This window comes from Sphingomonas palmae (assembly GCF_900109565.1).
Lineage (GTDB): Bacteria > Pseudomonadota > Alphaproteobacteria > Sphingomonadales > Sphingomonadaceae > Sphingomonas > Sphingomonas palmae.
Window position 1 is genome coordinate 212209 of record NZ_FNZZ01000004.1, and the last position, 14360, is coordinate 226568.

Annotated in this window: 13 protein-coding genes; 2 read left to right on the forward strand and 11 right to left on the reverse strand. The window is 67.7% G+C overall.

Annotated features, from left to right (window positions below):
* Positions 1–3: 3 nt before the first annotated feature.
* The 3 genes from BMW51_RS11180 to BMW51_RS11190 form a co-directional block, all read right to left on the reverse strand.
* On the reverse strand, positions 4–1008 hold the full coding sequence (locus BMW51_RS11180; RefSeq protein ID WP_093006411.1) for a histone deacetylase family protein: 1005 nt from the start codon (positions 1006–1008) through the stop codon (positions 4–6).
* Positions 1009–1144: 136 nt separating this feature from the next.
* Positions 1145–2341 (reverse strand): MFS transporter, encoded by a 1197-nt coding sequence (locus BMW51_RS11185; RefSeq protein ID WP_093006412.1) that lies wholly within the window; start codon positions 2339–2341, stop codon positions 1145–1147.
* 156 nt (positions 2342–2497) lie between these two features.
* Positions 2498–4099 carry a lysine--tRNA ligase gene (locus BMW51_RS11190; protein WP_093006413.1) on the reverse strand — a complete coding sequence of 534 codons (1602 nt, stop codon included), beginning with the start codon at positions 4097–4099 and terminating at the stop codon, positions 2498–2500.
* A gap of 53 nt (positions 4100–4152) precedes the next feature.
* On the opposite strand from BMW51_RS11190, the gene BMW51_RS11195 reads away from it, so the two are divergent.
* Both BMW51_RS11195 and BMW51_RS11200 read left to right on the forward strand, forming a co-directional pair.
* Positions 4153–4677, forward strand: a complete 525-nt coding sequence (locus BMW51_RS11195; protein ID WP_093006414.1) for a sterol desaturase family protein — start codon at positions 4153–4155, stop codon at positions 4675–4677.
* Positions 4678–4701: 24 nt separating this feature from the next.
* Entirely contained in the window at positions 4702–5028 is a 327-nt protein-coding gene (locus tag BMW51_RS11200) for a PilZ domain-containing protein (RefSeq protein WP_245708449.1), read from the forward strand.
* 262 nt (positions 5029–5290) lie between these two features.
* Here BMW51_RS11200 and BMW51_RS11205 read toward each other — a convergent pair whose 3' ends face one another.
* The 8 genes from BMW51_RS11205 to BMW51_RS11240 all read right to left on the reverse strand — a co-directional run bounded on the left by BMW51_RS11205 (position 5291) and on the right by BMW51_RS11240 (position 14302).
* Complete coding sequence (locus BMW51_RS11205) at positions 5291–6226, reverse strand: ribose-phosphate pyrophosphokinase (RefSeq protein ID WP_093006415.1); 936 nt, start codon at positions 6224–6226, stop codon at positions 5291–5293.
* A 655-nt stretch (positions 6227–6881) separates the two neighbouring features.
* Positions 6882–8540 carry an ATP-binding protein gene (locus BMW51_RS11210; protein WP_093006416.1) on the reverse strand — a complete coding sequence of 553 codons (1659 nt, stop codon included), beginning with the start codon at positions 8538–8540 and terminating at the stop codon, positions 6882–6884.
* 87 nt (positions 8541–8627) lie between these two features.
* A complete protein-coding gene (locus BMW51_RS11215) occupies positions 8628–9347 on the reverse strand; it encodes a TIGR02186 family protein (RefSeq protein ID WP_093006836.1) in 720 nt (239 codons plus the stop codon).
* 50 nt (positions 9348–9397) lie between these two features.
* Entirely contained in the window at positions 9398–10312 is a 915-nt protein-coding gene (locus tag BMW51_RS11220) for a sulfite exporter TauE/SafE family protein (protein ID WP_093006417.1), read from the reverse strand.
* Between the two features lie 66 nt (positions 10313–10378).
* A complete protein-coding gene (locus BMW51_RS11225; protein ID WP_093006418.1) occupies positions 10379–11455 on the reverse strand; it encodes a hypothetical protein in 1077 nt (358 codons plus the stop codon).
* A complete protein-coding gene (locus BMW51_RS11230; RefSeq protein ID WP_093006419.1) occupies positions 11452–12828 on the reverse strand; it encodes a glycosyl transferase family protein in 1377 nt (458 codons plus the stop codon). Before BMW51_RS11230 ends, BMW51_RS11225 begins: the two co-directional genes overlap by 4 nt.
* Positions 12829–13119: 291 nt before the next feature.
* Entirely contained in the window at positions 13120–13662 is a 543-nt protein-coding gene (locus tag BMW51_RS11235) for an RcnB family protein (protein ID WP_093006421.1), read from the reverse strand.
* Between the two features lie 160 nt (positions 13663–13822).
* Positions 13823–14302, reverse strand: a complete 480-nt coding sequence (locus BMW51_RS11240; RefSeq protein ID WP_093006423.1) for an outer membrane protein assembly factor BamE — start codon at positions 14300–14302, stop codon at positions 13823–13825.
* Positions 14303–14360: the final 58 nt, after the last annotated feature.

Here is a 14360-nt window from a genome sequence, read left to right on the forward strand (position 1 = left end):
GCGTCAGAACCCCGACAGGAACGCCGCGACATTGTGCCCCAGCGCGTCGATCGCGTAGCCGCCCTCCATCACGATCGCGGTCGGCAGCCCGGCCGAGGCGATGTCGCGCGCGAGCAGCGGGTAATCGTCGGTGCGCAGGCGAAAGCTGCTGATCGGATCGCCCTCCCACGTGTCGGCGCCGAAGCTGACGAGGAGCAGCTCGGCACCGAAGTGCGCGATCGCCTCCAGCGCCGCTCCTTGCGCGGCGCGGAACGCGTCGAGGCACGTGCCCTGCGGCAAGGGCAGGTTGAGCGTCGTGCCCTCGCCCGCGCCCTCGCCGACCTCATCGGCATGGCCCCAGTAGAAAGGGTAATCGGTCGCCGGATCGGCGTGGATTGAGGCGTAGAAGACGTCGCCGCGTTCCCAGAAGATATCCTGCGTGCCGTTGCCGTGGTGATAGTCGATGTCGAGTACCGCGACCTTTGCAATGCCGGCCTCACGCGCCGCCTGCGCTGCGACTGCCGCCACGTTGATGTGGCAGTAACCGCCGCAATAATCGCGCCCCGCATGGTGGCCGGGCGGGCGGCAGAGCGCGAAAGCGGCGCGATCGCCCGCCATCACCGCGTGCGTCGCGGCGAGCGCCGATTGCGCGCTGGCGTATCCCGCCGCCCAGGTCTGTGTCGTCAGCGGCGTGGTCGCATCGAACGCGTAGCGGCCGAGCAACGCGTCGATTCGTGACAGCGCGAGCGGGCGGCGGCCGACGATCGGGAAGGCGTAGGGGATCGCCTCACCGACGCGCCCCGCTTCCTTCCACAAGTGCGCGGCGTCGCGCAGGAAGGCGAGATAGTCGGGATCGTGCACGGCCTCGATCGGCTGGACACCGTGGTCGTGTGGCTCCTCCGCGCCGCCGATCGCATCGAGGATCGCCTGCGCACGCGACGGCTTCTCGGCGTAGTCGGTGAAGGCGCCGTTGTGCAGTTCCTGCGCGGGCGCGTGGCGGACTTGCGCGGGCGAGAAGAAGCGCCTCACGCGCGGGCTGCGCGCGGCTGGAAGGTCACTAAGGTCACACCCCTACGCATGTGTGCGCGAGGGGTGCGACGTTCGGCGGGGCGAATGAGGGTCATGGCACCACCATGCCACGCACGCGCCGCGTAGGACATCTGTCTCAGGCGACTGCTATCCGACGTCGCTCGACCGCGAGCGTTAGCGCCCAGATCGCGAGTCCGCCGAGCGCCAGCGCACTGCCGACATAGCCGGTCGACGCCCAGCCGTAGCCGCCCGCGATCGCGAGGCCACCTGCCCACGGGCCGATCGCGTTGGCGACGTTGAAGGCGGAATGGTTGAGCGCGGCGGCAAGACCCTGCGCACCGCCCGCCACGTCCATCAGCCGCGTCTGGAGCACGGTGGCGAGCGCCCCGCCGCAGCCAATCGCGAACACGCAGGCGGTGATCGCGGCGAGGTTGCCGCTCGCCCACGGATAGAGTGCGAGCACCGCGGCCGACCATAGCAGCAGCACGCCCGCGGTCGGCATCAGCGCGCGGTCGGCGAAACGCGGCACGAACAGATTGCCCGCGGTCATGCCGACGCCGAAGACCGCCAGCACCAGCGGCACGACTGCGTTCGACGCGCCCGTGACCTCGGTCAGCGTCGAGGCGAGATAGGTGTAGACCGCGAACAGTCCGCCGAACCCGATCGCGCCGATCGCGAGCGTCAGCCACACCTGCCCATTACGCAGCGCGGCGAGTTCGCGCAGCGGGCTGGCATCGCGGTCGGGCCGGTCGTGCGGCGCGAAGGCGGCGACCAGCGCGGCGGTGGTGAGCGCCAGCCCCGCGACCACGCCGAAGACGTAGCGCCAGCTGAGCCATTGCCCGAGCATCTTGGCGAGCGGCACGCCGACGATCGTGGCGACCGTCAGCCCCAGCATCACGCGCCCGATCGCGGTCGTGCGCCGCTCGGGCATCAACGACGCGGCGACGAGCGCGGCGACCCCGAAATAGGCGCCGTGCGGCAGCCCGGCGAGAAAGCGGAAGGCGAGCATCGCGTCGTATCCCGGTGCCATCGCCGAGAGCGCGTTGCCGACCGCGAACATCAGCATCAGGATGATCAGCGCGGTGCGGCGCGGCAGCTTGGCCAGTGCCACCGCGAGCACCGGCGCACCGACGACGACGCCCAGTGCATAGGCGCTGATCAGGTGTCCGACCGCGGGCGCGTCGACCGCCAGCCCGCGCGCCAGATCGGGCTCTAGGCTCATTGCCGCGAACTCGGTCGTGCCGATCGCGAAGCCGCCGACCGCGAGTGCCAGATGGACGACGCCGACGGGCGCGGCGGGTTTCAGCGTTGAGGTGGGTGTATGTTGCTGCATTGCAGCATCAGATGCGGGTTGTGGCGACGAGGTGCAAGATAGCTGCGGTTTGCTGAGGACGTAGTTCTTTCGTGGCGAGGCCGCCGCGGGCAAAGCCCGCGTCGTCGGACGGGTTCGGCTGGTGCCGACCCGCCGGCCGGCTCGGCCGTCGCGCCGCTATGCGCGCACCGGCGCGGACGTTGCCGCGCCTACGGCCTCACCGATTAGTTTGCGGCTGTTCTCCACCCCGTACAGCTTGATGAAGCTGCCCATCCGCGGCCCCTGCGACGATCCCAGCAGCGTCTCGTACAAGGCCTTGAACCAGTCGCGCAGCGAGTCGAACCCGCCGGTCTTGCCGATTTCGTAGACCTCGTTCTGGATGTCCTCCGCGCTCGCATCCGCCGGCAGCGCAGCGAGCGCGGCGTCGAGGCGCTGCAACGCCTCGACCTCCACGCCCTCGGGCGCGCGGCGCTTGAGCGTTGGCGCGATGAAGTCACGGTGATAGGCGAGCGCGTGGCCGATCAGCCGGTCGAGCTCGGGATAGCGCGCCGCCGACGCGTCGGGGACGTAATTGGCGAGATAGGCCCAGACCTGATCGGGCGTCGCGCCCTCGCCCATCACGCCGACGAGGTTGAGCAGCAGCCCGAACGTGACCGGCAGCTCGCCCTCGGGCAGCTTGCCATCGTGGATGTGGTGGACCGGGTTGCCGAGCCGTTCCTTGATCGCCTGACCCGCGTAATTGCCGCGGAACTGCCAATATTCGTCCACCGCGCGCGGGATCACGCCCATGTGGAGCTGCTTGGCCTTCTTCGGCTCGCGGTAGGCGTAGAAGGCGAGGCTTTCCTCGGGTCCGTAGGTCAGCCATTGCTCGAGGCTGAGACCGTTGCCCTTCGACTTGGAAATCTTCTCGCCATTCTCGTCGAGGAACATCTCGTAGTTGAAGCCCTCGGGCGGGCGCCCGCCGAGCACGCGCGCGATCTTGGACGACTGCGTGACCGAATCGATCAGGTCCTTGCCCGCCATCTCGTAATCGACGCCGAGCGCGACCCAGCGCATCGCCCAGTCAACCTTCCACTGCAGCTTCGACATGCCGCCGAGCGCGCTCTGTTCGACGCGCTCGCCCGTTGCCGGATCGGTGAAGGCGATCGTCCCCGCCTCCGCGTCGATCACCTCGACCGGCACCTGGAGCACGATGCCGCTCACCTGGCTGATCGGCAGAATCGGCGAGTAGGTCGCGCGGCGCTCGGCGCGGAGCGTCGGCAGCATCACGTCCATCACGCCCTGATAGTGGCGCAGCACACCCCTCAGCGCCTCGTCGAAGCGGCCTTGCGTGTAGTAATCGGTCGAGGAGACGAACTCGTAATCGAACCCGAAACGATCGAGAAACTCGCGCAGCATCGCGTTGTTGTGCGCGGCGAAGTTGTCGAACTTGCCGAACGGATCGGGGATGCGCGTCAGCGGCTTGCCGAGGTGCTCCGCCAGCATCGCGCCGTTCGGCACGTTGTCGGGCACCTTGCGCAGGCCATCCATGTCGTCGCTGAATGCGACCAGCCGCGTGGGTTGATCCGACAGCGCATGGAATGCCTGGCGCACCATTGTCGTGCGCAGCACTTCGTTGAACGTACCGATATGCGGCAGTCCCGAGGGACCGTAGCCGGTTTCGAACAGCACCGCTTCGCCACCGGGCTTGCCGTTGGGATAGCGTTTGAGGAGCTTGCGTGCCTCCTCGTACGGCCAGGCCTTGGACTCTAGGGCGGCGGTTCGCAGTTCGTCGTTCATGGTGCGGTGCGACGTAGCGATAAGGTCGCGCGAGCGCTATATGCGCGAACACAATGGCTTGGTGGTCCGCGCTTCTCCTGTTCCTCGTCACCGTCGTGCTGATGGAGGGTTTCGCCTACGCGATGCATCGCTGGGTGATGCACGGACCCGGCTGGTTCCTGCACAAGAGCCACCACCGTGCGCGCGACGGGCATTGGGAACTGAACGATCTCTACGCCGTGATCTTTGCGGTGCCCTCGATCGCGATGATCTATGGCGCGCTGCATTACGGCTGGTGGCCGGGGTTCGTGTGGATCGGCGCAGGCGTCGCTGCCTACGGCATGATCTATTTCGGTTTCCACGACGTGATCGTGCATCGCCGCGTGCCGACGCGCTACCTGCCCAAGGGCGCGTACATGAAGCGGATCGTGCAGGCGCACCGATTGCACCACGTGGTCGAGACGCGCGAAGGCAATGTCAGCTTCGGCTTCATCGTCGCGCCGCGCCCCGAGGACCTGAAAGCCGAGTTGAAGCGGCGCGGACGCAAGGGATTGCGCCAGTCGACCGTGCCGCACGCGTCGATCTTTGCCGAAGATTAACCCTTAGCGGCGCATGACGGCGGCATGGAACCCGCCATCCCGATCCCCGCGCCTTCCGAGTTGGAGGAACATCGCCACTCGCTGCGTCGCGCGGTGAAGATGAAGGCGCACCTGCGCGACCGCGGCAACACGCGATTCGAGATCGACGTGGTCGACCTGTCGGCTACTGGCTTTCGCGCGCAGACGAGTTTCACGCTGTGGCCGGGGACGACGGTGTGGCTGACGCTGCCTGGCCTCGCCGCGCTAGAGGCGGTGGTCGCGTGGCGGGACAAGTTCCGTTACGGCTGCGCTTTCTCGAAGCCGCTGCACCCCGCGGTGCTGGAGCATATCGTGGCGCTCGGCGAGCGGTAAGCGCGACCGCGTCGCGCTGTTCGCGCAGCGAACCGCTCGCCCTGCCTGCGGGGCGGCGCAGCCGAACCTGGCCGAGGACGCGGGCTTTGCCCGCGTTTCTTTTTACCCTTCTCTCAAGCGCACCTCACGGTGGGGTAAGCGAGAAGAAGGCCCACGCGGGCAAAGCCCGCGTCGTCGGTCGGATCAGGCTTGCGCCTGTCCGCCGGCCGTGCCGGCGGCTGCGCTGCGCGCACCGGCGCGGACGTGGCCGCGCCTGCCGCCGTCAGTCAAACAAGCTACTGACACTCGTCTCATCCGCAATCCGCTTGATCGCCTCGGCGAGCAACGGCGCGATCGTCAGGTGGCGGATCTTCGCGGCCTTCCCGATCGACTCGTGGTTGCCGATCGAATCGGTGATCACCAGCTCGCGCAGCGCCGACCCCTCGACGCGGGCCACCGCGCCGCCCGACAGCACGCCGTGCGTGACATAGGCGACGACATCCTCCGCCCCCGCCTCACGCAGCGCCGCCGCCGCGTTGCAGAGCGTGCCGGCCGAATCGACGATATCGTCGATCAGCACGCAGAAGCGCCCTTCAACATCGCCGATGATGTTCATCACCTCCGATTCGCCCGCGCGCTCACGCCGCTTATCGACGATCGCGAGCGGGGCGTTGTCGAGCCGCTTCGACAAGGCGCGCGCACGCACGACACCGCCGACGTCGGGCGAGACCACCATCAGGTTCTTGTCGCCAAAACGCGTGCGGATGTCCGCGCTCATCACCGGCGCGGCGAAGAGATTGTCGGTGGGGATGTCGAAGAAGCCCTGGATCTGCCCGGCGTGGAGGTCGACCGACAAAACTCGGTTGGCGCCCGCGGTGGTGATCAGATTGGCGACGAGCTTGGCTGAGATCGGCGTGCGCGGCCCGGGTTTGCGGTCCTGCCGCGCGTAGCCGAAATAAGGCAGCACCGCGGTGATCCGCTTGGCCGACGCGCGCTTGCACGCGTCGATCATAATTAGCAGCTCCATTAGATTGTCGTTCGCGGGATAGCTGGTCGACTGGAGCAGGAACACGTCCTCGCCGCGAACATTTTCCATGATCTCGACGAAGATCTCCTCGTCGGCGAAGCGGCGCACCAGCGCCTCGGTCAGCGGCACCTCGAGATAGTCCGAGATCGCGGTGGCGAGCGGCAGGTTGGAATTGCCCGTCAACAGCTTCATGGTCGAATACCCTTTCGCGCGCCGGCTTTAGCCCCCGTGGACGCGATGGCAATGGGTGCGTGCGGTACCTTGGCGGCGGCCCAACCATCTGGCGCAGATGGAGGCAGTTGATGTCTGCTATCGCGCAATTGCAATCATTCGCATACCAGCTACGCTGACGGGATGTGGCAAGTCATAGTAACGGGTCTATTCGCATCGCTCCAGGTCAGCCAAGGCTTACGAGATTCGAACTCCAGTGCAACGAGACCGCCTACGCGCAACGATATGCGTGATATAAAAATCAAGGTAGCTGGACGTTCAACTTACCAAAATCAAAAGGTCCATTTGCTTGAGAGAGCAAGATTTTACAGCTCAGTTACACGAGCTGGCAGCAGGCAGATAATTGGAGTTTTCCTGGCCACGAAAAACAGAGAAAGAGACAAGGTAGATACTAGATATAAATGGACATTTACGCCCGGAGACTACCTAGTTACAGCCGATAAGTTGCCGGTTATGTACTCGGCAAGCGCAACCGGATGCGCGTTTTATGTCTTCTTTTATGATCCAAGAAGGAAAGCTATTACCTCTGACTATTGTACATAGCGCTTTATCAGGTGACATCTTACATCCGACATTCGCTATCCGCTAGACAAGCACGCCCGGACCACCAACCTGTTCACCGCCCCTGCGCGCGCCAGCGTTGGATGGTGCGCTGGACGATCTGATCCTCGTCGCCCGATTCGCGCCATAGCTCGGTGAAGCTCGGGTCCGCCGACGCCGGACGCTTCGCGGGCTCGAGCGTGTCGAGCGCGATGCGCATCGGGATCGAGACGCCCTCGCCGCAGATGATGCACTCGCGGTTCCTGAGCGCCGGGATCGAATCGAGGAAGCCGCGCGCGCCTTCGGGCATCGCGGCGCGGACGAACGCCTGATCGCGCTCGTTGTTGAGCCGCATCGCGATGATCGTACCGCACTGCGACAGCACGCCCTCGGCCAGGTCCGACGGGCGCTGCGTGATGAGGCCGAGCGAAACGCCGTATTTGCGGCCTTCCTTGGCGATCCGGCCGAGGATGCGCGACACTGCGCTCTGCCGGTCGCGGTCGGACGGCACGTAGCGGTGCGCCTCCTCGCAGACGAGCAGGATCGGGCGCTGCGGCTCGTTGCGCGACCAGATCGCGAAGTCGAATACCATCCGGCTCAGCACCGCGACCACGACCGCGGTGATCTCGCTCGGCACGCCCGACACGTCGATGATCGAGATCGGCTTGCCGTCGCCCGGCAGGCGAAAGATGCGCGACACGAACGCCGCCATCGTGTCGGCGACGAGCATGCCGGAGAACATGAAGCCGAAGCGCGGGTCGGCCTTGATCTCCTCGATCTTGGTCTTCAATCGCAGGTAAGGCGCGGTTGAGCCGGCGCGGTCCATCTTGCCCATCTCCTGCTGGATCAGCTGCAAGAGGTCGCTGAGCAGATACGGCACCGGTGCGTCGACGGTCAGCTTGGGGATCTCCTGCCCCAAGCGCCCCTTGGCGCGCGCGGCGAGCAGGCATTTGGCGAGGATGTCGGCGTCGACCTGCCGGTCGGCACCGCTGGAGGTGAGCAGCACCTCGCAATGCTCCTCGAAATTCATCAGCCAATACGGCATCTGCAGGTTGTTGACGTCGTACAGCGCACCGTTGCCGCGGAACGCCGCGCCATACTCGCCGTGCGGGTCGATCATCACGATATGGCCCTGCGGCGCCAGCGCGCAGATGCGGTGCAGGATCAGCGCCGCCGAGGTCGACTTGCCGGTACCGGTCGAGCCGAGCAGCGCGAAATGCTTGCCCAGCATCGCGTCGACGTAGAGCGCGCCGCGGACGTTGTCGGTCGGGTAGACGTGCCCGACCTCGACCACCGCACGCTCGTCGGCGGCATAGACCTGCGCCAGATCGTCGCCGGTGACGGGGAACACCTCGCTGCCCGGCATGGGATAGCGGGTGACGCCGCGGCGAAACTGGTACAAACGGCCGGTCAGCTGCTCCTCGTCGCCCTCGCCGACGAAGTCGACCGCGGCGACGACCTGCCCCGCGCCACCGGGTGCGAGTTTGAGCGAGCGGATGCTGGCGAGCAGCCAGGTCGAGCCGACGCGCACCTTGATCTGTCCGCCGACCTGCCCCGCGGTTGCGAGCACAGGGTCGGCGTGCTGCGACAGCGGCGTCAGCGCGGCGAGGTCGAGCACCATTTCGCTGCGCGCGCCCGCGACCTCGAGCACATAGCCGATCGGCTCCGCGGCCGCGCAGACACTCGCCTGCGCCACCGCGGCAGCGAAGAAATGCGATGCGGGTTGATCGTTCATGCAGGCACGCCGTTCATGGCGAGCAGTGGTAAGCCGATAGTGTAAATTTTGCGTGATCGTGTCCGAAACGGAGCTGATCTCCGTGGCTTACGTCCTGCGCGCGATTCGCCCCGCGCCCCAGCCGAGCAGCGCCGACAGCGCGACCGCGGTCAGGCCGTAGAGGATCGCGTGGCGATCGGCGGCGCGGGTCACGAAGCGTTCGAACCCGGTCTTGCGCACGTCGATGTCGCGCACCGCGGCGGCGAGCACGCGCCCGTCGCGGATCAGGAAGGTTTCGGCGGTGAAGCGCCCGGTCGGCACGCGCGCGGGGATGGTCAGGCGCGCGCGGTAGAGCACGCCCCCGGTAATCTCGACCGCGCCCGGCGCCTCGACGAACAGCCCGGTGCGGCGACGCTGCTCGACCAGCCCGGCGGTGAAACGGTCCTGCACCGCCGCGGGCGCGTTCGACGCCGGCGAGAGTTGCAGGCTGCCCAGCCCCAGTTCGTAGATCGCGCGGGTGCGTTCATCGACCAGCTTGTCGATCGGGCGCGACGAGGCGATCGCGTAGAAGGACGGTGCCGAGCGATAGCGCAGCGCCTCCGCATTGACCCAGATGCCGGCAACCTTCTCCTTTTCGCGAATGACGATCGACTGCGCCGGGCCTTTCAGGACGATCACGACATCGGTGCGATGCCCCGGCTCGGGCAGGCGACCGCCCGGATAGATGATCGCACCGAACAGCAGCAGCTCGGCGCCGGTGAAGCTGTACTTGATCTCGATATCGCGCTGCGACACGTCGGGGACCAGCGTCGGCTTCGCCTGCGCCATCAGCAGCGGCGCGGCGAGCAGCAATGCGACAGATGCGAAACGCGCGCGCCTCACGATAACTCGACGGTGTAGATTTCATCCGGCCGCCACGCCAGCCCGAGTGCGACGCGCAGGCACACCAGCAGCACGACGACCGCGAGTGCCAGGCGCAGATATTCGGGCCGCGCGCGATTGGCGAAGCGCGCACCGACCTGCGCGCCGACGACTGATCCGATCAGCAGCAGTCCAGCAAGCACGATGTCGACCGCCTTGGTCGTCGTCGCGTGAACCATCGTCGCGATCATAGTCACGAACAATGTCTGGAACAGCGAGGTGCCGACGACCACCGCGGTCGCCATGCCGAGCAGGTAGATCATCGCGGGCACCAGGATGAACCCGCCGCCGACACCCAGCAGCACCGTCAGCATGCCGATCCCGAAGCCGAGCAGCAACGGGGCGAGCGGCGAGATGTAGAGCCCCGAGGCGTAGAAGCGCGTCCGCCACGGCAGGCTGGCGACCAGCGGATGGTGCCGCCGCCGCCTGGGCCGCGGTGCCGCCGCGCCGTGCAGCACGCGAATCGAGCGGATCGCCTCCGTCGCCATCAGCGTGCCGATCCAGCCGAGCAGCACGACGTAGATGATGCCGATCACCGTATCGATCTGCCCCGATGCCTGCAGGAACCGGAACACGAACGCGCCCGCCATCGTGCCGCCGACACCGCCCGCGACCAGGATCGTGCCCATCTTCACGTCGACGCCGCCGCGGCGAAAATGCGCGAACACGCCCGACACGCTCGCACCCGTCACCTGGCTCGCCGATGATGCCGCCGCGACGGTCGGCGGGATGCCGTAGACGATCAGCAGCGGCGTGGTCAGGAACCCGCCGCCGACCCCGAACATGCCCGACAAGAGCCCGACACCCGCCCCCAGCGCGATCATCACCAGCGCGTTCACCGACAGGTTCGCGATCGGCAGGTAGACGTCCATGTTCGCAGGGTTAGTCGTTTCGCACGCTGCGCGAAAGCAGTGCGTGCCCGCTCACGCAGCTGCCCGTCAGAAGTCGGCGCCGAGCGACAGCACCGCGCCCGACCCCGGCCGCGCGTGGCCGGCAACCCGCTCACGCCACTGCACGCCGATGCGCAACGCCTGCCGCGCGACCGGAAGCACGAGCACCGCCGAGGGGCCGACATCCAGCCGCGCCGCGCCGCGCTGTGCCGCGCCCCACGCACCCAGCCCGAGTTCGACGCGCGTGCGTCCACGCGCAGCGATGGTGCGGGTCGCGACCAACGCGCCGTCGACGTACGCGTCGGCTTGGCTACGCGCGACTACGCCTGCCTGCACGTAGCCATCGGCGTGAAAACCGGCGCCGAGCGGCAGCGCGCTGACTCCGCCGATCAACCCGAGCGCGGGTCCGCCGCGAAGATTGGAGATGCCGACACGCTGTTCGGCGACGATGCGGACTGGCAACCTCGTCGATTGCCACTCGATCCCAAACGCCCCCTCCTGCTGCCGCGTGCCGAGTGCCGCGGCAACGCGCGCGACTGCGGCAAGCCGCCCGCGCGCATCCAGCCGGTACGCGACCCGCGCACCGACCTGTCCGCCGCCCAGCTGCGGTGTCGCCACGCCGCCCGCGTCGCCGCTGCCGCGCACCAGCGCCCATGCGCTGCCCGACCAGCGCGTTCGCGCGGGGAGCGCTGGGGCGACCGGTCTCGCTGCATCATCGCCGGTGGGGAGCGCATGCTCGATTGGTGACGGGACAAGGGCAGCAGCTTGGACGGTGCCGGCAATCGGCATCGATGCCGTATCAATTGCCAAAGTAACGCGATCAGACGGTGTGGCCAGCCACACCCGCGGCGTGATTGTTGGTCGAGGCGCAACGCCGCCATGCGCGATCAGACGCACGACTGGGATCAGAGGTGAAGCCGGCCTGAACGTCGCGACCGCACCGGTCCCGACCGGCCGCCCGCCGCGCGCGGCCACCGTCCGCTCGGCCATTGGGTCACCCAACAGCAGCGCGATCCGCGCGCCGGTCCAGCCGCCCACCACGATCATCAGGAACCGCAGCGGTCGCCCGTCGCCACCGAACCCGCGCGCCACCACGCCGCGTGCTACCGGCGCGGTAGCGGTCACCCGGCGGTCGGCAGCACGTCGGGGAAGCGGTGCACGGTCTTGTCCCAGCGCGGCGCACGGCCCGCGAGCATTCCGGCGTAGCGCACCACCGCGCGCCTGGCGGCGAGCAGCGCGATGATGTTGCCCAGCACCGCGCGCGGCACCGAACGTACTCCCTCGCGCCAGCCATGTTCGTGCGCGGTCGCGCGCGCGCGCACCAGTAGCCGCCACGCGAGCAGCACCGCGTTGATCGACAGCAGGGCGGCGAGCAGATCGGTCACGCCCGGCGGCGCGTCGCCGATCAGCAGGTGCCCCAGCATCGACGCACTCCAGGCGACGAGTGCGAGGTAACCGGCGGCGAGCGTCAGCACCGCCAGCGGCGCGCGACGATCGCGCATCCGCATCCACAGCTCCGCCGCGCGCTTGCTTCCGCCCCAGCCGGTACGATCCCAGCCGGCGAGCGCGATGCCCGTCATCCAGCGGGCCTTCTGCACCACGGCGGCGCGGATCGTATCGGGAAAGAAGGCGCGAATCGCGACCAGCGCGCCGTAGGCATCGCGGACGCGCACGAAGCAGCTGCGAAGGCCCAACTCGGCGACGCGCAGGCCCAGCTCGTAATCCTCGGTCAGGCTCGCCGGCTCGAACGGCGCATCGCCGGTCTGCGCCGCCAGCCGGTCGAGCGCATCGCGGCGGATCGCGCAGCCGACCCCTGCGAGCGGCATCGCCGCGCCCAGCGCGGTGCGCACCGGCAGCGCGATCGCGTGCGCCAGCGCGAACTCATCGGCGTAGTGCCCGGTCACCATCGGCGAGGCGGGATCGATCAACGGGACGACGGGCAGCTGCACCAGCGCGTGGCTTGCCAGATGATGCTCGACCACGCGCAGTTCGGCCGGGTGGAGCACATCCTCCGCGTCGTGCAGGATGACCGCGCGCGTGGTTGTGCCCGCCGCGGCATCGTCCACGACCAGCGCGCGCCATAGCGTGTTGAGGCAGTCCGCCTTGGTGGTCGGACCTGCGCGCGGTCCTACCACCAAGATAACGCGGCGATCGACGCGCGCGACGGCGCGGACGGCCGAGATGCTGCCGGGATCGTTCGGGTAGCAGCCGACGAAAATGCGATAGTTCGGATGCTCGATACGCGCGAGCGCGGCTCGCAGCATCGCGCCGATCACAGCGCGTTCGTCCCACGCGGCAACGAAGATCGCCAGCCGCTCGCCACCGGATTTGGGCAATTGATCGAGCCGCGCCGCCGGACGGCGGTGGATGACATAGGCCAGATCGACGAGCAGGTCGTCGACACCGCCCAGCAGGAACATGACCGCGGCGAACAGCAACGCTTCGTGCAGCAACGCGTCGCACAGGTGCAGCGCCGCGGCGGCGATGCCATAGGCCATGTCGCCCCCCGACGATGGTGTCCCCGCCGCTGAATCTGCAAAATACGCAAGTGCCGCGCAAGCTGCGAAGATTTACGACTTTTCGCCGCTAAATTTCGCTGTTCGGACGTTTCGTGGCGGTTCGGCGTAGAACAAAAGTGGCGCAGCTACGTTCGCGCTTCGGTCCCTTTATCCCCCTTTCGGGACCAGTGCCGACCCAAGCCGGTACCGGCCGCGTCGTGGCGTATCCTACGGCGCGGCCAATCACGGGGAACGGAAAGGCGCGGACGATGCTGCCCGCGCCCTTCATCGCTACCAGTAGAAGTTGCGGATCACGTCGACCACAACACCGCGGCGCTGATCGACCAGGATCACGTCGTTATAGTGACGCACCCAGCGCGTGTACCCGCGCGCGGGAGGCAGGTGATAGCGCCAAGGATCGTTGATGATGTAGCGCGTGCCGAAATAGCTCGGCGCAATCCGTACGCCCGGACGAAAGCTCTGGTACCCGAACGGCGCGCGCCAGTTGCCGCGGGCGTAGAGCGCGCGGTTCTGCTGCCGCCACGACGACCAGTCGCCGCGGCCCCAGTTGCGGTCGCGGTCGGCGCGCCAGTCGTTGCCGTAACGCCCGCGCAAATCCTCGCGGTACTCGCGCCGCGCCTCGCGCAGGTCGCCGCGCTGATCGCGGACGTCATCGCGGTCGCCGTAGCGATAAGCCCGGTTCAGGTCGCGCTGCTCGCGGCGGATGTCCTGCCGGTCGCGGCGCAATTCCTCGCGCGACTGCGCGGTCGCGACGGCCGGCATCGCGGGGAGCGCGACGGCGGCGAGCAGGGCGGTGGTGATCAGACGACGCATCGAATTTGCTCCTCTTCACGAACCCGACCGGAACGAACCGGTGCGGGCATGAAGAGGGAATTAGGCTCGCGCGACTGAACGGCGCGGGAATGGGTTCGTCAGCGAAACGACAGCTTCGTGCGCATCACCCCACCGGGACCAAGACGCCCGTGGGCAAGCCTTACGGCTGGTCGCGACCGCCCGGACGACCGCCACCGGAACCGCCGCCCGCACCCGGCGCACCGACCGCGCCGATGTTGCCGAACAGTTCGGAGAAGAAGCTGCGGCTGCGGCCCAGCGTCGGCGTGACCTTCTTCGACGGAGAGATCGACGCCACCTGATCGACGCCCGACTTGCGGATCGCGGTGACGTTCCCGGCCGCATCGAAGCTGATCCGCATCGTCAGCTGGTCGATCGCCTTTGGTGGGTTGTACGCCAGGTTGCGGCTGTCGCGCGCGACATAATACCAGTCGCCCTGATTGAACTGGCTGGCAAAAGTCGGGTGGCCCAGCGTCGCCAGCACCGACTGGCGATTGTCGACACCCGGCTGGACCGAATTCACCAGATCGGCGTCGACGATATAGCCCTGATGCGAGCGCAGCGGCGTGCAGCCCGCGGCGAGCAGTCCGGCGGTGACGGCGAGAGGAAGAAGGAAACGCATGGACTCTCCGGCGGGCACGATTCGCGATCCGCACCCGATCGCGAACGCGCATCAACGA